This is a genomic window from Aciduricibacillus chroicocephali (assembly GCF_030762805.1).
GTDB lineage: Bacteria > Bacillota > Bacilli > Bacillales > Amphibacillaceae > Aciduricibacillus > Aciduricibacillus chroicocephali.
On record NZ_CP129113.1, the window covers coordinates 1,116,970 to 1,135,528 of the forward strand.

Here is an 18,559-nt window from a genome sequence, read left to right on the forward strand (position 1 = left end):
ATGGTTAAAATTGCACCTTCTATTTTGTCCGCTGATTTCGCCAAGTTGGGCGATGAGATTAGAGACGTAGAGGCAGGCGGAGCTGCCTATATTCATGTCGACGTAATGGATGGGCATTTTGTGCCAAACATTACGATTGGCCCACTAATTGTAGATGCTATTCGTCCTGTGACACAATTGCCTCTTGATGTACATTTGATGATTGAAAACCCCGATCAGTATATTCCGGCATTTGCCAAAGCTGGAGCAGATATCATTACAGTGCACCAGGAAGCATGTCCGCATTTGCACCGGACGATTCAGTTGATTCGTGATAACGGAGTAAAACCTGGTGTTGTTCTTAATCCTGCTACACCTGCGGAATTGGTCAAAGGTATTTTACCTGATGTAGACATGGTTCTTGTCATGACGGTAAATCCTGGTTTTGGCGGGCAGTCCTTCATACATTCAGCTGCAGAGAAAATCAAGCAGCTTGCTGAGTGGCGCAAGGAGATGAATCTCGATTTTGAAATTGAAGTAGATGGCGGAGTGAATACAGATACAGCAAAGATCTGCACAGATTTCGGTGCAGATGTACTTGTAGCAGGAAGTGCCGTATATAATAAAGAGAATCGCAAAGAGGCGATATCTTCTATTATTGATGCGACAAAGTAAATGCTTTTCGTCCAACCAAAATTAAAGAAATGAAAAGTGCTTTTTATGGACACCCCCGCATACCTTGAAATATAGAGCGATGCAGAATCTGCAAATTCGCTAGCTTCGCTTGAACAAGGAGGCGGGACTCATGAAATTTTATACAATAAAGCTCCCACGTTTTATCGGCGGATTCGTCCGTGTTTGTATGGGAATGTTCAAAAAAGAAAAGTAGAAAAACGAGCCCCAACCAAAATTGGCAGGGGCTCGTTTTTCATTCAAAAATAAAAAACACCCCCAGAGGGTGCTCTTTACATTTGTCTGTTATTAGACGCGTTCAACTTTGCCTGATTTCAAGGCGCGAGCTGAAACGTATACGCGTTTAGGCTTTCCGTCAACCATAATGCGGACTTTCTGCAAGTTGGCTTTCCAGCTGCGTTTGTTCGCGTTCATAGCGTGGGAGCGCTGGTTTCCAGTACGTGTTTTACGACCTGTAACTGCACATTTTCTAGCCAATGTAATCCCTCCTGCTCTATCGTGATCAAATGACAATACTTAATCAATTTATCATAATTGACTTCATAATGCAATTGATTTTCGATGATCTATAAAGGAAATATTCTTGACAGATAGGAAAACTGAATAGAAGTGGAGAATAACAATTCTTTTAAACATAGATTGGATGTAGTAAAATAAGGTATGATTGTATGCGCTTTGCTCATCACTTTACAGGAGGGGGACATCTCCATGTCCATTGAGATGAACACTGAAGACGGTCTCATTACAGTAACGAATGAAGTGATTGCCGCCATAGCGGGCGGTGCGGCGATTGAGTGCTATGGCATCGTTGGAATGGCTTCCAGAAGTCAAATCAAAGACGGTCTTGCCGAGATATTAAAGAAGGATAATTTCTCGCGTGGCATCGTCGTCAGACAGAAAGATAATCGTCTTGATATAGATATGTTTATAATTGTCAGTTATGGAACGAAGATTTCAGAAGTGGCTCATAATGTCCAAGCGCAGGTAAAGTATATGCTGCAACAGGCGCTCGGTCTTGAAATTGATTCGATTAATATCTTTATTCAAGGTGTACGCGTAGCGAAAAATTAGCAAGGCAAATAGCTTTGGAGAGATCCGGAGCTTCTGGCATCCTGCACTAATGCGGGATGCCAAAAAGATTGGGAGTGAATAATGTGTCGCTTGACAAGCTAGTTGGCGAGAAGCTCGCCCAGATGGTTCAAATGGGGGCAGCGAATCTGGCCCAGAATGCAGATTATATTGATAAGTTGAACGTTTTTCCAGTACCCGACGGCGATACTGGTACGAATATGAACCTTTCAATGACATCCGGAGCAAAAGAGGTGAAACATCAGCCGGCAACGTCAGTAGGAGCTGTTGCCGGAGCCTTTGCAAAAGGGCTATTGATGGGAGCTAGAGGGAATTCCGGTGTTATTCTTTCCCAGCTATTCCGAGGGTTTGCAAAGGAATTGGAAAATGTCAAGGAAGCGGATACAGTTCAGTTTGCTGCTGCTCTTGATGCTGGCGTACAGACAGCATATAAGGCAGTCATGAAGCCAGTTGAAGGAACAATTTTGACAGTGGCACGTGAGACTGCTGAATCAGCAATAGAAGCGGCACTTACTGAAAAGGACATGGTCGTCTTTATGGCAACAGTCGTTGACAGTGCTCGGACAGCTCTGAAGCGAACGCCTGAACTTCTTCCTGTATTGAAAGAAGTTGGAGTGGTCGATTCAGGTGGACAAGGTCTTCTTACAATATATGAAGGCTTTCTCGCTTCTCTTAAGGGGGAAGCTCCAAAAGCTGAGAGTGAAACGGTAGCTATTGAGGAGCTTGTAAATGCCGAGCATCATAGAGTTGCTCAAGATTTCATGAATACAGAAGACATCAAGTATGGTTATTGTACTGAGTTCATGGTTAAGTTTGACGATGAAAAGCTTGCTCAGCATCCCTATGATGAAACGGCATTCCGCAATGCACTTGCTGAACAAGGAGACTCATTGCTCGTCGCATCTGATGAGCAGATTGCCAAGGTACATGTACATACTGAATACCCAGGACAAGCGATGACCCTTGGCCAGCAATATGGCAGCCTCATCAATATTAAGGTTGAGAATATGCGTGAACAGCATATGGCTATCATTGGTAATAAGGAAGTGGAACAGGCTCCGGCCGAAAAGACGGCATATGCAGTTATTGCCATTGCAATGGGAAATGGTATTAGCAATCTTTTTGAAAATCTTGGTGCTAATGTTATACAAGGCGGCCAGACGATGAATCCAAGTACACAGGATATTGCAGAAGCTATCGCTGGAGCGAATGCTGAGCAGGTAATCATATTGCCGAATAATAAGAATATTGTCATGGCGGCTGAACAGGCGGCTGAACTTGCTGAGCTGCCGGCTAAGGTAGTTCCAGCAAAGACGATACCCCAAGGAATCAGTGCTATGCTCGCCTTTAATCCGGATATGGAAATAGAGCGTAACGTGGAAATGATGTCTGCTGCTGCCGCACATGTAAAGACCGGACAAGTTACTCATGCCGTAAGAGATACAACGATTGAAGGGCTTCAGATTAAGAGCGGACAGTTTATGGGAATTGCAGACGGTTCCATTAAAACATCAGCAGACAGTTGCCAAGATGCGGCTGAACAGCTGCTTCATATGCTCATCACTGAAGATGATGAGATCCTAACCATTATATTTGGTGAAGGTACTACACTTGAAGGGGCGGAAAAACTTGCCCGCACAGCTGAAGAGCTGAACTCTGATATTGAAGTAGAAATACACGAAGGAAATCAGCCGATATACTCCTATATTTTTGCTGTCGAATAATGTTATAATATGATCAGGAATTTCTCCCACTGGATTTAAGTAATGTAAATGTCCATTGGGAGAAATTTTGTTTCCAATCAATTTGTGATCATAATTAAAAAGCAGTATGGCGTTTTCAGATCTTTCTGTTATACTGTTAAATGGAATTATTATAAAAAACAAAAACTAATAGGCGGTGAGATGCCCATGAAATACAATTCAGTATTCGACATTATTGGACCGGTCATGATCGGGCCTTCCAGTTCTCATACAGCCGGCGCTGCCAGAATCGGAAAAGCTGCACTCGACTTTTTCGGTAAGGAACCGACATGGGCGCGCATACATCTGTATGGATCTTTTGCAAAAACTTATAAAGGTCATGGAACAGACTTTGCACTTGCGGGCGGTTTGCTCGGATTTGATACAGACGATAAGCGAATGAGCAAAGCACTCGATATCGCGAAAGAAAAGGGACTTGAAATCGAATTTATTGAAGACGAAGCTAGCACTGAACACCCGAATACCGCTCGTCTCATAATAGGCAATGATACAGAACAGATAGAAGTTGTAGGTATTTCTATCGGTGGCGGTATGATGGAAATCACGGAACTGAATGGCTTTGAATTAAGGCTTTCAGGTTCGAACCCAGCAGTTCTTATTGTGCACAATGACCGTTTCGGTGCTATCGCTAAAGTAGCGCAGATTTTCGCGGCAAATGAGCTCAACATAGGACATATGGCAGTTAACCGTAAAGAAGTCGGCAAGGAAGCTTTGATGATTATTGAAACAGACGGTAAAATCAGCGAAACGATTATGGATGAGATCAGAGAGTTGGATAGTGTCATCTCTGTTTCACAGATTAATTAATAGATAGAAAGGAGCCTGCCCATGTTTCGCAATGTAGCGGAGTTGGTCGCAATGGCCGAAGAACAGAATATTCCTATTTCTGAAGTGATGATTCTTCAGGAAATGGAAGTTAAAGAAAAAACACGCGAAGAAGTCTACGCCGAAATGGAGCGCAACCTGACAGTTATGGAACAGGCGATTGAAGATGCGCTCAAAGGTGAGGGTGTAAGGTCTGTAACTGGTCTTACAGGGGGCGATGCTGTCCTTGTTCAGAAATACATGAAAGAAAAAATGCCGCTTTCAGGTAATCTTATTATGGATGCCGTATCAAAAGCGATGGGTACAAATGAAGTTAACGCCGCTATGGGTACAATTTGTGCTACTCCTACAGCAGGAAGTGCAGGTTGTGTACCAGGCACATTGTTTGCTGTTAAGAGTCAGCTCAACCCGACACGAGATCAGATGATTCGCTATTTGTTCACAGCAGGTGCATTTGGATTTGTTGTAGCGAATAATGCATTTATTGCTGGTGCAGCTGGCGGGTGTCAAGCTGAAGTCGGTTCTGCAGGAGCTATGGCTTCAGCTGCAATCGTTGAGATGGCTGGAGGTACGCCACAGCAATCTGCGGAAGCTTTTGCAATGACAATGAAGAATATGCTTGGACTTGTATGCGATCCGGTTGCTGGTCTTGTCGAGGTGCCATGCGTCAAACGAAACGCGGGCGGTTCAACATTGGCTATCATGTCTGCAGACCTTGCACTTGCAGGTGTAACAAGCCGAATTCCATGTGATGAAGTAATCGGTGCCATGTACAAAATTGGTCTATCCATGCCGTCTACATTACGTGAAACAGGTGAGGGTGGACTTGCAGCTACACCTACAGGACGCATGCTGCAAGAGAAGATCTTTGGCATGACTGCTCAGTTGATGGGCGAGTGATTGCATGCTGAACGTGCCTGTTACAGAAATTAAAGGTGTTGGCGAGAAAATGGCAGAAGATCTCGCTTTGATGAAAATCAATACTATAGGAGATCTTTTGCAATATTTTCCGTACCGATACGATATTCATGAAATCAAACCACTTAGTGAATTGGTTCATAATGAACAGGCGACGATTGAGGGAAGGGTGCTATATGCTCCTTCCCTCAGTTTTTATGGCAAAAAAAAGTCGCGTCTTACTCTGACAATAGAGGCAGAACATGTTGCCATTAAAGTCGTCATGTTTAATCGCGCATTTCTAAAAAATCAGCTTGAGCCAGGCGACATTGTTACTTTGACAGGCAAATGGGATGCGAATCGGCTGCAGCTTACAGCAACCCATTTTCACAAAGGTGAGGCTCGGCAGTCAGATGATATTCGACCTGTCTATTCAGCGAAGGGCGATGTAACAACAGCCAAGTTGAAAAAATTGATTGCTGAAGCACTTAAGTCATATGGGAAGGATATACAGGAATTGCTGCCTGCCCGTTATTTGCAAAGCTATAAACTTCCTGGACGCCTGGAAGCGATCAGTTCCTTACATCTCCCCGAAAACAGGCTTGCATTAAAACATGCGAGGCGCCGTTTTATTTATGAAGAGTTTCTTTTATTTCAATTGAAGATGCAATGGCTGCGTAAAACGCTTAGAGAATCAACAGAGGGTAATGCAAAGAAAGTAGATAAGGAAGAGCTAAGTTCCTTTATTAATAGCTTTCCATTCCAGCCAACAACAGCCCAGGAACGAGCTGTGAAAGAGATTTTGAAGGACATGCAGGCTCCTTATCGCATGAATCGACTTCTTCAAGGGGATGTTGGTTCAGGAAAGACAGCAGTTGCGGCAATTTGCCTTCATGCGAATATGACTGCGGGTAAACAAGGAGCATTAATGGTTCCTACTGAAATCCTGGCCGAGCAGCATGTGCAATCATTACGCGGATTATTCGGAGATATTGCACGAATTGAACTGCTTACCGGTTCAGTTAAAGGGAAGAAACGTAAAGAACTTCTTGCAGACTTGCAGAATGGCGAAATTGATCTAGTCATCGGGACACACGCATTGATTCAGGATGACGTGTTTTTTGCCGATCTCGGACTTGTTATTGTGGACGAACAACATCGCTTCGGGGTCGAACAGCGTCGTACATTAAGAGAAAAGGGACTTCATCCGGATGTACTCTTCATGACAGCAACCCCGATCCCGAGGACGCTTGCCATAACAGCGTTTGGTGACATGGATGTCTCTGTACTCGATGTGATGCCAGCCGGACGTAAGGAAATTAAAACATTTTGGATGAAGGATAACGAACTTCCCAAAATATTGGCGTCTGTTCAAAAGCATGTTTCCATGGGAGAACAGGCATATGTCATTTGTCCATTAATTGAGGAGTCGGACAAGCTTGATATTCAAAACGCTGTTGATCTGCATCAGCAGCTTGTCACTTACTTCCCTTCAAATATTAAGGTCGGATTGATGCATGGCCGTCTAACAGCACAAGAGAAAGACGAAGTGATGCAAGAGTTCCAGGAGAATCGGATCCAGATTCTTGTCTCAACAACAGTTGTTGAGGTCGGTGTGAACGTTCCAAATGCAACCGTTATGGTGATTTATGACGCAGAGCGATTTGGTCTGTCACAGCTTCATCAATTGCGCGGACGTGTAGGTAGAGGAGACAAGCAAAGCTACTGTATCCTCATTGCTGATCCCAAAGGAGAAGTAGGTAAAGAAAGAATGCGTATTATGACTGAGACGAATGACGGTTTTGTTCTTTCTGAAGAGGATCTCAAGTTGCGTGGGCCGGGGGACTTCTTTGGTAGAAAGCAGAGCGGATTACCAGAGTTCAAAATTGCCGACATGATACACGACTATCGGGCTTTGGAAACAGCAAGGCAAGATGCTTACGAAATTATCGAACAGAATTTGCTGGAAAAAGATCCAGAATTCAATTTGATTGCTGAAGAGTTGGAGAAAGAAAAAGCTTTTTCAGAAAAACTTGATTGACGGCTTCAATTGTTGCATCTGCCAAAAAGTTCATATATATTACTATTAGTACCAAGTCTTAAATCTATTGAACTTGCATATTTGGACGGTGCGTTTTTTATGAAAAAGAGCAAAGCAGAACGTCAAAAAGAACTAGTTAAAATGATAGAGAAGACACCATTTGTTACTGATGACCAGCTTGCAAGTATGTTTGGAGTCAGTATACAAACGATTCGCCTTGATAGACTTGAACTGGGTATTCCTGAACTGCGAGAAAGGATTAAATCCGTTGCCAAATCGAAATGGAAAGAGACTGTAAAAGCTCTGCCCATAGAGGATGTCATTGGAGAAATCATTGATCTTGAACTGGGCAGGCGTGCTATTTCTATACTGGCAATCGGCAAAGAGCATGTTTTTTCTAAGAATAGAATTGCAAGGGGACATCATTTGTTTGCACAGGCCAATTCGCTTGCTGTCGCCGTAATCAATGATGCCTTCGCACTTACATCTAAATCAACTGTAAAATTTACACGTCCTGTTCTTGAAGGAGAGCGGGTTGTCGCAAAAGCCCATGTAGAAGAATTGGGTGAACGTAATTTGACGATGGTCGAAGTTGAAAGCTTTGTTGATTCTGAGCTCGTTTTTAAAGGGCAATTTCATATGTATCATTCAAGCGAACGAAGGGAAGATTCTGATGAAGTTGGCAATTGACGCAATGGGCGGAGACAACGCACCGAAAGCAATCGTTTCAGGTGCAATGGATGCTGTTAAAGAGATGGACAATCTTACAATCACACTAATCGGTGATGAAAAGCAGATTGCCCCATATCTGTCCGATACTAGAAACATAGAAATCATCCATACGGAAGAGATGATCACCGCAGATGATGAGCCGGCGCGTGCAATCAGGAGGAAGAAAAACGCTTCTCTTGTTCTCATGGCACAGGAAGTGAAAGAAGGCCGTGCTGATGCTTGTATTTCAGCGGGCAATACCGGTGCTTTGATGGCTGCTGGGCTGTTTATCGTCGGACGTATCAAAGGCATTGACCGTCCTGCACTTTGCCCTACTTTGCCGACAGTGGACGGGAAAGGTTTTATGCTTCTGGATGTTGGGGCGAATGTTGATGCCAAACCGCAGCATCTGCTGCAATATGGCGTCATGGGATCAATTTATGCGGAAAAAGTCCGTGGTATTAAAAATCCGACTGTCGGGCTTCTAAACGTTGGAACTGAGGATGGGAAGGGAACTGACCTTACAAAGAACGCATTCAGTTTGCTTGAAGCGGCCCCAGTCAATTTCGTTGGAAATGTCGAGGCACGTGACCTGTTGGATGGAGTGGCAGACGTTGTTGTCACTGACGGGTTCACTGGAAATGTAGCCTTAAAGACAGTTGAAGGAACAGCAATGTCCGTTATGAAGTTGATGAAGGAAGTTCTAATGTCATCAGCGAAAGCAAAAATCGGGGCAAGCCTTATTAAAAAGGATTTGCGCGGCATTAAAGATAAACTGGACTATTCAGAGTATGGTGGTGCGGCTTTATTCGGACTGGCAGCCCCTGTTGTGAAAGCACACGGTTCGTCGAACAGCCGTGCAATTTTCAACGCGATTAAACAGGCGCAGTATATGGCAGACAATCAGATTTCCAGTATTATAAAAACGACGATTGAATCCATGAAAGTTGAGGAGGAAGCAGAATGAACAAAATCGCATTCATGTTCCCTGGTCAAGGCTCACAAAGTGTTGGCATGGGCAAGGAACTTTATGAAACATATCCAATTGTGCGTGCGCTTTATGAGGAAGCTGACGAACTGCTTGGCATGAAGTTATCGGAACTTATGTTTAATGGTCCGGAAGAAAATCTTAAAGCAACCGAGAATGCTCAACCCGCACTTCTGCTCTCAAGCATTGCAGTACATAGTGTATTAACAGAATACGGTATTAAGCCAGATATGGCAGTTGGTCATAGTCTTGGTGAATATAGTGCTCTCGTTGCATCAGGCGCACTTTCATTCCAAGATGCAATTAGACTTGTACAGAAACGCGGTCAGCTTATGGAACAGGCATATCCGAAAGGTCAGGGAGCGATGGCTGCTGTGCTAGGTCTGGAACAAGCAAAGGTAGAAGCAGCTTTGGAACAGATTTCCGGAGATCAGCCTGTTGATGTTGCGAACCTTAACTGTCCTGGACAAATTGTTATCTCGGGAAGTAAAGAAGGTATTGGACAAGCAGAAAGCGTTCTTAAGGAAGCTGGTGCCAAGCGTGTTAAAGAGCTTGCTGTCAGTGGTCCATTCCATTCACGTCTTATGAAACCAGCAAGTGAAAAATTTGCTGCAGAACTTGAAGGAATTACAATTCAAGATCCTGTAATACCTATGTTTGCAAACGTTACAGCAGCACCGGTTTCAACTGCTGCCGAAGTAAAAGACTTACTAATTAAACAGCTCTATTCTCCAGTACGATTTTCTGAAGCAGCTAGCACGATGATTGAAAAGGGTGCCAGCCGATTTGTTGAACTTGGAAACGGAAAGGTATTGTGTGGTCTGCTTAAGAAGATCGATAAATCCATTCCAACTTATGCTGTTCAAGATAAGGAAACATTGGAAGGTCTTGCTGCATGGCTAAAGGAGGAGACACAAAATGCTTAAAGGTAAAAACGCACTCGTTACAGGAGCCTCACGCGGCATTGGTCGAGCGATTGCAATAGAACTTGCAAAACAGGGAGCCAATGTAGCTGTAAACTATGCAGGAAGCGCAGATAAAGCAGAAGCGGTCGTAAAGGAGCTTGAAGAGCTTGGTGTTTCTGCCTTCGCCGTTCAGGCAGATGTAGCGAATGAAGAAAGTGTCAAGGATATGATCAAGCAGACGATTGATACATTCGGCTCTCTCGATATTCTTGTAAACAATGCTGGTATTACAAAAGACAATTTGCTAATGCGCATGAAAGAAGAAGAATTTGATGCGGTCATTAATACAAACCTTAAAGGTGTATTCCTTTGCACAAAAGCGGTTGCACGCCAGATGATGAAACAAAAGAGCGGACGCATTGTCAATGTTTCATCCATCGTCGGAGTTAGCGGTAATGCTGGACAAGCGAATTATGTAGCAGCCAAAGCAGGCGTAATCGGTTTGACAAAGACTGCGGCCAAGGAATTTGCTTCACGCGGCATTCTTGTAAATGCTGTAGCTCCAGGTTTCATTGCTACAGACATGACTGATGTCCTGACAGATGAACAAAAAGAAGCGATGCTTACACTAACACCTTTGGCTAAATTTGGCCAGGCAGAAGATGTGGCACGTGTTGTTCGGTTCCTTTGCTCAGAGGATGCGAATTATATGACAGGGCAAACTCTTCATGTAGATGGCGGAATGGTCATGTAATTGTAGTTTTACAAGAAGGACTTTCTTGTTTTATACTTCTTGAAGGGAGGTGAATTAAGTGGCAGATGTATTTGATAAAGTAAAAGACATCATCGTTGATCAATTGGATGTGGATGCAGACAAGGTAACAATGGAAGCTTCTTTCAAAGAAGATCTTGAAGCTGATTCTCTAGACGTAGTTGAGCTCGTCATGGAATTTGAAGATGCTTTCGATATGGAAATTTCCGATGAAGATGCTGAAAAGATCCAGACAGTCGGCGATGCTGTGAACTACATAAATGGTGCACAGTAAGTAAATGACAGCAGCTCGTTTTACTGCTGTTCTCTAAAGAAAGTCTCGTCAGTTTCGGCGGGACTTTCTGTATATATTGAGCCATGCCGGAAAGATTATAACGCGAGGTGGTAGACCATGAGTTTTTCGCAATTGATGGAAGACCTGAACATCACGTTCCGGGACGGCAATCTGCTGAAGCAGGCTTTTACCCATTCATCCTATGTGAATGAGCATCGTGAAGAAAACAACTCGGATAATGAACGTCTTGAATTTCTTGGGGACGCTGTACTGGAGCTCGGAGTATCGCAGTATTTGTTTCGCAATCATACTGAATTGGCAGAAGGGCAAATGACGAAACTTCGGGCATCGATTGTATGTGAAGCGTCACTCGTCAACTTCGCAAGGGCACTGGACTTTGGAAACTACATTCTGCTTGGAAAAGGTGAAGAACAAACTGGCGGGCGAAATCGTCCGGCTCTTCTGGCAGATGTATTTGAATCATTTCTTGGTGCGCTGTACCTTGATCAGGGTTATGATGCGGCGATTGATTTCCTAGAAAAATACGTATTTCCGAAAGTATCCACTGGTGCTTTTTCGCATGCGATGGATTATAAGAGCCAGCTTCAAGAGCTTGTCCAACAATACAAGAATCAGCAGATTACCTATTCGATCATTAATGAAAAGGGCCCTTCCCATGATAAGGAATTTATTGCCCAAGTTTCAATAAATGATGATATTGCAGCCTCGGGAACAGGTCGCACAAAAAAGGAAGCAGAGCAGAGAGCGGCCAAAAATGCTCTTGATGCTTTTAACGAGAGAAATACAAAATAAGAAAACGAGCGGCATCTTAATTGGCCGCTCGTTTTCTTATTTGCGTGCTTTACGCAATTCCTCGATGAATGCTTGAGTCTCTGAAGGACTTAGAGAATTACGAGATTTAATCATTTCATACATAAATTTCAGGTCTTCATATTTGGATATATCGTAATCTTCTGGGTCGAGCAATGCACGATTGACAACGTTTAATCTCTCGGCGAGACCAGCCATGATAACTTTTAGATTCTCTTCTGTAGCTTTCTCCAAACTCATTCGAACACTCCTTTAAAGTCCCGGGTATGAGGCATCATTGTTTTAACACTAGACTCAAGTGCCACGCGTTCCCTTCTTTTGCTATTCAGATTATGATAAGATAATTACGTTAAAAAGCCAAGAGATAACATTTGTGCATGAATTGCACACCTTGTTTGATATAGGAGAATGAGCATGTATTTAAAACGGTTGGAAACGGTCGGTTTCAAATCATTTGCTGAACGCATTGATTTGGAATTCATGCCGGGCATGACTGCTGTCGTGGGACCGAATGGCAGTGGCAAAAGCAATATTACAGAAGCTGTGCGCTGGGTACTTGGCGAACAATCAGCCAAATCACTGCGAGGCGCCAAGATGGAAGATATTATTTTCCAAGGCAGTGCGGGAAGAAAAGCACTGAATATGGCTGAAGTTACAATTGTTCTAGATAATGAATCGCAATCATTGCCACTTGATTTTGCGGAAGTAAGTATTACTCGTCGAGTATACCGATCAGGCGAAAGTGAGTTTTATATAAATCGGAAATCATGCCGCTTGAAAGATATTATCGATCTGTTTCTTGATTCGGGTCTTGGACGGGAAGCCTTCTCAATGATTAGCCAAGGAAGAGTTGAGGAAATCCTGAGTTCAAAGGCTGAACAACGCAGGACAATCTTTGAAGAAGCAGCAGGGGTTCTGAAATACAAACAAAGAAAGCAAAAAGCTGAATACAAACTTGCTGAAACCGAAATGAACTTGGAAAGAGTTCGAGATATTGCGGGTGAGTTGGAGCAGCAGATTGAACCGCTCGAACTTCAGGCGGATAAAGCTAAGCAGTATAAAGAACTTGCGAATCAGCGCAAATCACAGGAAATTTCAATTTTGCTTGCAGAGATTGAGCAGTTTCACGGCGAATGGAAAAGCCTTCTTGATCAGTTGAAAGAAGGAGAAATCAGAGAAATTGCGTGGAAAAGATCAATCGGTGAACAAGAATCCAAGATTGAGAAAGAAAAAAAGAGTCTGGATGAGCTCGATGGCATGATTGAAGAAGACCAGGCGATGCTTGTCAAATTAACTGAACAGATCGAGCAAGCAACAGGAAAGAGAGAAGTTCTTCTGGAGCGTTCCAGGCATGCGGAGGCATTCAGACAGAAGACAACTCAGGAGAAAGAGAGATTAGGAAAACAACTCAACGAAATTGAGTATGCTTTGAAGGCATGCAGGTCAGAAGTCGATGAAAAAGAATTTTCTTATGAGGAATTACTAAAGAAAATAGCTCAGCTGGAGAGACTGTTATCAGAACTGAGTATAAATCGGTCACATGAGATTGAGAATCTAAAATCTGATTATATCGAACTGCTCAGTAAGAAGGCCGCACTTTCCAATGAAAAAAAGGCCGTTGCAGAACAACTTGATAAATTGTCCTCAAGAACCGATTCAGAACATGATAGAACGGATCATCTGCACACGAAGCTCAAAGAGAATGAGCGGTTTATTGAGAAGGCGAAAGCTTATAGATATGAAGTTATAAAGCAAGTAGAATCCAGTAGAGCAAACCAGCATAAGAACAGAGATGCTATCTCTGCCTTGCAAAATGAATTGCAAAGATTACGTGATATCCAATATCGTTCATATGAGAAAGTTACTAAACTTCAATCCCGCAAAGAAATGCTCGAAACGATGAAGGCAGAAATGCAAGGATTCCAGTTTGGCACTAAAGAGATTCTGCAGGCTATGGAAGCGGGCAAGCTTCAAGGGATCAAGGGAGCTGTAATTCAGCTTATCACTGTTCCTGATCATCTTACTGATGCGATAGAAACTGCTCTGGGGGGAGGAGCACAGCATCTTGTTGCAGAAAATGAAGCGGCGGCTAGAAGCGGAATAGCTTGGCTGAAACAGAATAAAAAAGGAAGGGCAACCTTTTTGCCGCTTAAAACGATAGAAGCCCGTCGTCTTCCCGACTCTATCATTCGAAATATAGAAAAACATTCGGGTTATATTGGAATTGGATCAGATCTGATTAAATTTGAGGCGGAGAGTGAGCCTGCAATCCGTCATCTTCTCGGAAATGTAGTCATTGCTGCAGATCTCCGGGCTGCAAATGAAATTGCAGCGCTCTGCAACCGACGTTATCGTATTGTTACAATTGATGGTGATGTCGTTAACCCTGGAGGGTCGATGTCCGGCGGTACAAAACGGAAAACCGGTACAAGCATCTTTTCAAGAAAAAAAGAATTAATTGAAGTCCATAATATTCTTACAGAAGAAGAAAAGGTGCTTGCTAGTTCACAGAATGAACACCGAGAGGCCGAGAAGCGACTTTCAATCCTTAAGCATGAATTTGAAGATGCAGAGAAGACACTTACAACATATTCTGAGAAGTTGGCAATGGCCGAGAGATCTCTGCAGGAACGTGAACTTGAAAAGGAATCTTTAGAAAATCAGCTTGCAATGCAGCAACAAGGAAATAGTGATTTTCGAATAGAACGTGATGAGCTTCTTAGCAAACAAGCTGAGATTCGTGAGCAGCTTGAAGCACTTCAGAATCAAATCTTACAAATGGACAAACATATTAAGGACCTTGTTGAGGCGGATGAGAAGAACAAGCAGAAACAGACCAAAGTAATGGAACAACTCCATGCTGCACAACTTGAGCTCGCTAAAACTGGGGAACAATTACAAGCCCTTTACAATCGAAGTGCCTTGCACGATGAACAGCGCTCGGCAATTAAAGCAGAGTTAGTTGAGCTGAACGAATCGCTTAATTTCGCAGATGAGGCACAGACAGAGAAGCTTGTGCAGCAACTCGACAAAGAAACAAGATCAGCCGCAAAGGAAAAGGAAAATGTGCTTGCGAGGTTGAGAGATATTCGTCAAAAACGTCACGATCGGACGAAGCGCCTGCAGGATGCAGAACAGGAGCTTAAAGCAGAAAATCGTCTATTGCAGGCCTTTTCGAAAGATAGGCAAAATCAAGAGATTCACGCTGCCCGCCTAGATGTTTCATTAGATTCTAAACTGGAGACGCTACAGGAAGAATATAATATTACACACGAGAAAGCATCAAGTATATATGAAAAATGTGAAAATCTTGAACAAGGGAAAATACAGCTTTCCCAACTGAATAAGCAAATTGAGCGGCTAGGTACTGTGAATTTAGGAGCAATTGAGGAATTCGAACGTATATCAGAACGTTTCCGTTTCCTTACTGAGCAAGAGACAGATTTAATTACAGCAATGCACACATTAAATGGAGCGATTACGGAATTAGATGGCGAAATGGAACGACGCTTTGCTGAGACATTTTATGAAATCCAGAAAGAGTTTTCGCAGGTGTTTCAGGAACTTTTCGGAGGTGGACGTGCAGAGCTTACACTTACAGATCCAGGGAATCTGCTTGGTACTGGAATTGAGATTGTAGCAGAACCACCAGGGAAAAAGCTAAAGGCTCTCAGTTTGCTTTCAGGAGGAGAGCGCGCACTTACTGCGATTGCTCTACTGTTCTCAATCCTGCGTGTCCGTCCCGTCCCATTCTGTATTCTTGATGAAGTTGAGGCCGCCTTGGATGAAGCAAATGTTGTAAGGTTTGCAAAGTATTTGCATGCACATAGCAGGCGGACTCAGTTTATCGTCATTACACATCGGAAAGGAACAATGGAGGAAGCAGATGCATTGTTTGGCGTGACAATGGAAGAATCAGGCGTTTCACGGCTTGTATCAGTCAAGCTTTCAGATGCAGAAGATCTCGTTAATATTTAAAACAGAAAGGGTTGTGGCAAATGAGTTTCATGAAAAAACTCCGTGATAAATTCAAGACAAAAGAGAATGAGGAAGTTTCCGAGAAATATAAATCCGGCATGGAGAAAACGCGTTCATCTTTTTCCGGCAAAATCAATAACCTGATTGCTCGCTACCGGAAAGTTGATGAGGACTTTTTCGAAGAACTAGAAGAGGCGTTGATTACAGCGGATGTCGGCGTCATGACTGTTATGGATCTGATTGATGAACTAAAAACGGAAGTGAAACGACGTAATATTAAAGATACAGCAGAACTGAAAGACGTCATTTCTGAGAAGCTTGTTGAAATTTATTACGGTGAAGATGATGAAAAAATTGAATCTTTGAATCTGCAGGATGAAGGGCTAACTGTCATTCTTGTTGTTGGCGTAAACGGTGTTGGTAAAACAACATCCATTGGCAAACTTGCCCATCAGATGAAAGAAGAAGGGAAGGAAGTAGTCCTCGCAGCTGGTGATACTTTCCGCGCTGGAGCAATTGAGCAGCTTGAAGTATGGGGAGAGCGGGCCGGAGTAGGAGTCATAAAACATAAAGAAGGAAGCGATCCCGCAGCTGTAATCTATGATGGCATTCAGGCAGCCAAATCAAGAAAAGCGGATGTGCTTATATGTGATACTGCTGGGCGACTTCAAAACAAAGTGAATCTTATGAATGAACTTGAAAAGGTTAGACGTGTCATTGAGCGTGAAGTACCTGGAGCTCCTCATGAAACTTTGCTCGTGCTCGACGCAACTACAGGTCAGAATGCACTTAGCCAAGCCAAGACATTTGGTCAAGCTGCAAATGTTACAGGTATTATTTTGACAAAGTTGGATGGAACAGCGAAAGGCGGGATTGTTCTTGCCATTCGACATGAAATGCATATTCCAGTTAAGTATGTCGGGCTTGGTGAGAAAATGGAGGACTTACAGCCGTTTGATGCTGAAGGGTTTGTTTATGGGTTGTTCGCTGACATGCTTGATGAAGAGTCAGTTGAAAAGGAAGAAGAAGCTTAATAAAGAGTATTTACTTGACAGTTAATCCTACTTTTCGCTATTGTAATTGTATTGCAAATCCAAGAGGTGCATAAATATGCTTGAAAAGACAACGTATATTAACGCTCTGTTTGATTTTTATCAGGCGTTGCTTACACCGAAACAGCGCAATTATATGGAAATGTATTATGCCGAAGATTATTCCCTTGGCGAGATATCCGAAGACAGCCAAGTCTCCAGACAAGCTGTATATGACAATATTAAACGTACTGAAGCCATTCTTGAGACATATGAAGAAAAGCTTCGTCTCTATGAAAAGTTCAAGAAACGGACAGAGCTTATTGACAAGCTTGAAATAGACCGTTTGAACATGTCAGATGAGGAATTTGAACATTTAATCTCCAGGTTGAGAGAATTGGATTAAGGGGGGATTCGAAAAATGGCATTTGAAGGTTTGGCCGACCGGCTGCAAAATACAATTAAAAAGATAACTGGCAAAGGAAAAGTATCCGAAGCTGACGTCAAAGAAATGACCCGGGAAGTCCGGCTTGCTCTTCTGGAAGCTGACGTTAACTTTAAAGTAGTTAAAGATCTGATCGGGCGTATTAAAGAGCGTGCGATTGGCCAGGAAGTTATGGAGAGCCTAACACCGGGTCAACAAGTTATTAAAGTTGTAAAAGAAGAACTGTCAGATTTGATGGGTGGCGAGCAGAGCAAAATTGCTGTAAGTGATCGCCCCCCTACTGTCATTATGATGGTTGGTCTTCAAGGGGCAGGTAAAACAACGACAACCGGCAAGCTCGCAAATTATCTGCGTAAGAAACAAAATCGCTCTCCACTCCTGGTTGCTTGCGATATTTACCGTCCGGCTGCCATTAAACAGCTGGAAACGCTCGGTGCTCAGCTTGATATGCCTGTTTTCTCAATGGGCACAGATGTCAAACCGGCTGAAATTGTTCAGGAGGCATTGAAAGAAGCGAAGGCGAATCATAATGACTATGTCTTAATTGATACGGCAGGGCGTCTTCATATTGATGAAGAGCTTATGGGTGAATTGCAGGAAGTTCGAGAAGTGGCGAAGCCTGAAGAGATTTTCCTCGTTGTTGATGCAATGACCGGTCAGGATGCAGTGAACGTTGCTGAGAGCTTCAATGAACAGCTTGATGTAACTGGTGTAGTCTTGACTAAGCTTGACGGTGATACACGTGGCGGGGCTGCACTTTCTATAAAAGCAGTTACCGGAAAACCGATTAAATTTGCCGGGATGGGCGAAAAACTTGATGCTCTTGAGCCGTTCCACCCGGAGCGTATGGCTTCGCGTATTCTTGGTATGGGCGATGTGCTTACCCTGATTGAGAAGGCACAATCAAACATAGATGAGAAGCAGGCCAAGGAACTGGAAGAAAAGATGCGAAACATGAGCTTCACTTTTGATGACTTCCTTGAACAGATGAGTCAGGTGAAGAAGATGGGTCCGCTTGAAGATCTTATGTCTATGATTCCGGGAGCGGGGAAAATCAAAGGCTTGAAGAACGCTCAGATTGATGAAAGGCAGCTTAGTCATATTGAGGCAATCATTCAATCAATGACTAAACAAGAACGTATTGATCCGAATATTATCAATGCTAGCCGCCGCAAGCGTATTGCTGTTGGTTCGGGAACTTCCGTCTCCCAAGTAAACCGGCTAATCAAGCAGTTTAATGATATGAAGAAGATGATGAAGCAAATGACGAACATGACAAAGGGCAAAAAGGGCAAGGGATTCAAACTTCCTTTCATGTAATGTAAAAAACCTTTACA

The 18,559-nt window shown here is 43.2% G+C and carries 19 protein-coding genes; 17 read left to right on the plus strand and 2 right to left on the minus strand.

The features are described from left to right. Both rpe and spoVM read left to right on the plus strand, forming a co-directional pair. Nucleotides 1-654, plus strand: a complete 654-nt coding sequence (rpe, locus tag QR721_RS05815) for a ribulose-phosphate 3-epimerase (protein WP_348029513.1) — start codon at nucleotides 1-3, stop codon at nucleotides 652-654. Nucleotides 655-784: 130 nt separating this feature from the next. Next, nucleotides 785-868 carry a stage V sporulation protein SpoVM gene (gene spoVM, locus QR721_RS05820; RefSeq protein ID WP_348029792.1) on the plus strand — a complete coding sequence of 28 codons (84 nt, stop codon included), beginning with the start codon at nucleotides 785-787 and terminating at the stop codon, nucleotides 866-868. Between the two features lie 92 nt (nucleotides 869-960). Here the strand turns inward: spoVM and rpmB are convergent, their stop codons facing one another. Beyond that, entirely contained in the window at nucleotides 961-1,149 is a 189-nt protein-coding gene (gene rpmB / locus QR721_RS05825) for a 50S ribosomal protein L28 (protein WP_348029514.1), read from the minus strand. 231 nt (nucleotides 1,150-1,380) lie between these two features. On the opposite strand from rpmB, the gene QR721_RS05830 reads away from it, so the two are divergent. From QR721_RS05830 to rnc, 11 genes are all read left to right on the plus strand, one after another. Next, nucleotides 1,381-1,743 (plus strand): Asp23/Gls24 family envelope stress response protein, encoded by a 363-nt coding sequence (locus QR721_RS05830; RefSeq protein WP_348029515.1) that lies wholly within the window; start codon nucleotides 1,381-1,383, stop codon nucleotides 1,741-1,743. 83 nt (nucleotides 1,744-1,826) lie between these two features. After that, nucleotides 1,827-3,485 (plus strand): DAK2 domain-containing protein, encoded by a 1,659-nt coding sequence (locus tag QR721_RS05835; RefSeq protein ID WP_348029793.1) that lies wholly within the window; start codon nucleotides 1,827-1,829, stop codon nucleotides 3,483-3,485. 186 nt (nucleotides 3,486-3,671) lie between these two features. Next, on the plus strand, nucleotides 3,672-4,331 hold the full coding sequence (gene sdaAB, locus QR721_RS05840) for an L-serine ammonia-lyase, iron-sulfur-dependent subunit beta (protein ID WP_348029516.1): 660 nt from the start codon (nucleotides 3,672-3,674) through the stop codon (nucleotides 4,329-4,331). Between the two features lie 21 nt (nucleotides 4,332-4,352). Further along, nucleotides 4,353-5,249, plus strand: a complete 897-nt coding sequence (gene sdaAA / locus QR721_RS05845) for an L-serine ammonia-lyase, iron-sulfur-dependent, subunit alpha (RefSeq protein WP_348029517.1) — start codon at nucleotides 4,353-4,355, stop codon at nucleotides 5,247-5,249. Between the two features lie 4 nt (nucleotides 5,250-5,253). Further along, the gene (gene recG / locus QR721_RS05850) at nucleotides 5,254-7,287 is read left to right on the plus strand and encodes an ATP-dependent DNA helicase RecG (RefSeq protein WP_348029518.1); all 2,034 of its coding nucleotides are present in this window, start codon (nucleotides 5,254-5,256) and stop codon (nucleotides 7,285-7,287) included. Between the two features lie 99 nt (nucleotides 7,288-7,386). Then, nucleotides 7,387-7,977, plus strand: a complete 591-nt coding sequence (fapR, locus tag QR721_RS05855; RefSeq protein ID WP_348029519.1) for a transcription factor FapR — start codon at nucleotides 7,387-7,389, stop codon at nucleotides 7,975-7,977. Then, entirely contained in the window at nucleotides 7,961-8,965 is a 1,005-nt protein-coding gene (plsX, locus tag QR721_RS05860; RefSeq protein ID WP_348029520.1) for a phosphate acyltransferase PlsX, read from the plus strand. Before fapR ends, plsX begins: the two co-directional genes overlap by 17 nt. Then, nucleotides 8,962-9,912, plus strand: coding sequence for an ACP S-malonyltransferase (fabD, locus tag QR721_RS05865; RefSeq protein ID WP_348029521.1), 951 nt, complete (start codon nucleotides 8,962-8,964; stop codon nucleotides 9,910-9,912). Before plsX ends, fabD begins: the two co-directional genes overlap by 4 nt. Beyond that, nucleotides 9,905-10,645 (plus strand): 3-oxoacyl-[acyl-carrier-protein] reductase, encoded by a 741-nt coding sequence (fabG, locus tag QR721_RS05870; RefSeq protein WP_348029522.1) that lies wholly within the window; start codon nucleotides 9,905-9,907, stop codon nucleotides 10,643-10,645. Before fabD ends, fabG begins: the two co-directional genes overlap by 8 nt. A gap of 58 nt (nucleotides 10,646-10,703) precedes the next feature. Then, entirely contained in the window at nucleotides 10,704-10,937 is a 234-nt protein-coding gene (gene acpP, locus QR721_RS05875) for an acyl carrier protein (protein WP_348029523.1), read from the plus strand. Between the two features lie 117 nt (nucleotides 10,938-11,054). Continuing rightward, nucleotides 11,055-11,750 carry a ribonuclease III gene (gene rnc / locus QR721_RS05880; protein ID WP_348029524.1) on the plus strand — a complete coding sequence of 232 codons (696 nt, stop codon included), beginning with the start codon at nucleotides 11,055-11,057 and terminating at the stop codon, nucleotides 11,748-11,750. A gap of 36 nt (nucleotides 11,751-11,786) precedes the next feature. Here rnc and QR721_RS05885 read toward each other — a convergent pair whose 3' ends face one another. Further along, a complete protein-coding gene (locus QR721_RS05885) occupies nucleotides 11,787-12,008 on the minus strand; it encodes a DUF1128 domain-containing protein (protein ID WP_348029525.1) in 222 nt (73 codons plus the stop codon). 174 nt (nucleotides 12,009-12,182) lie between these two features. Between QR721_RS05885 and smc the strand changes: the two genes are divergently transcribed. The 4 genes from smc (at nucleotide 12,183) to ffh (ending at nucleotide 18,542) form a co-directional block, all read left to right on the plus strand. Continuing rightward, nucleotides 12,183-15,746 carry a chromosome segregation protein SMC gene (gene smc / locus QR721_RS05890; RefSeq protein WP_348029526.1) on the plus strand — a complete coding sequence of 1,188 codons (3,564 nt, stop codon included), beginning with the start codon at nucleotides 12,183-12,185 and terminating at the stop codon, nucleotides 15,744-15,746. A gap of 20 nt (nucleotides 15,747-15,766) precedes the next feature. Then, the gene (gene ftsY, locus QR721_RS05895; RefSeq protein ID WP_348029527.1) at nucleotides 15,767-16,780 is read left to right on the plus strand and encodes a signal recognition particle-docking protein FtsY; all 1,014 of its coding nucleotides are present in this window, start codon (nucleotides 15,767-15,769) and stop codon (nucleotides 16,778-16,780) included. Between the two features lie 76 nt (nucleotides 16,781-16,856). Beyond that, nucleotides 16,857-17,183: a putative DNA-binding protein gene (locus QR721_RS05900; RefSeq protein ID WP_348029528.1), complete on the plus strand. Its 327-nt coding sequence runs from the start codon at nucleotides 16,857-16,859 to the stop codon at nucleotides 17,181-17,183. A 15-nt stretch (nucleotides 17,184-17,198) separates the two neighbouring features. Beyond that, a complete protein-coding gene (ffh, locus tag QR721_RS05905; RefSeq protein WP_348029529.1) occupies nucleotides 17,199-18,542 on the plus strand; it encodes a signal recognition particle protein in 1,344 nt (447 codons plus the stop codon). The last annotated feature ends 17 nt before the right edge of the window (nucleotides 18,543-18,559 follow it).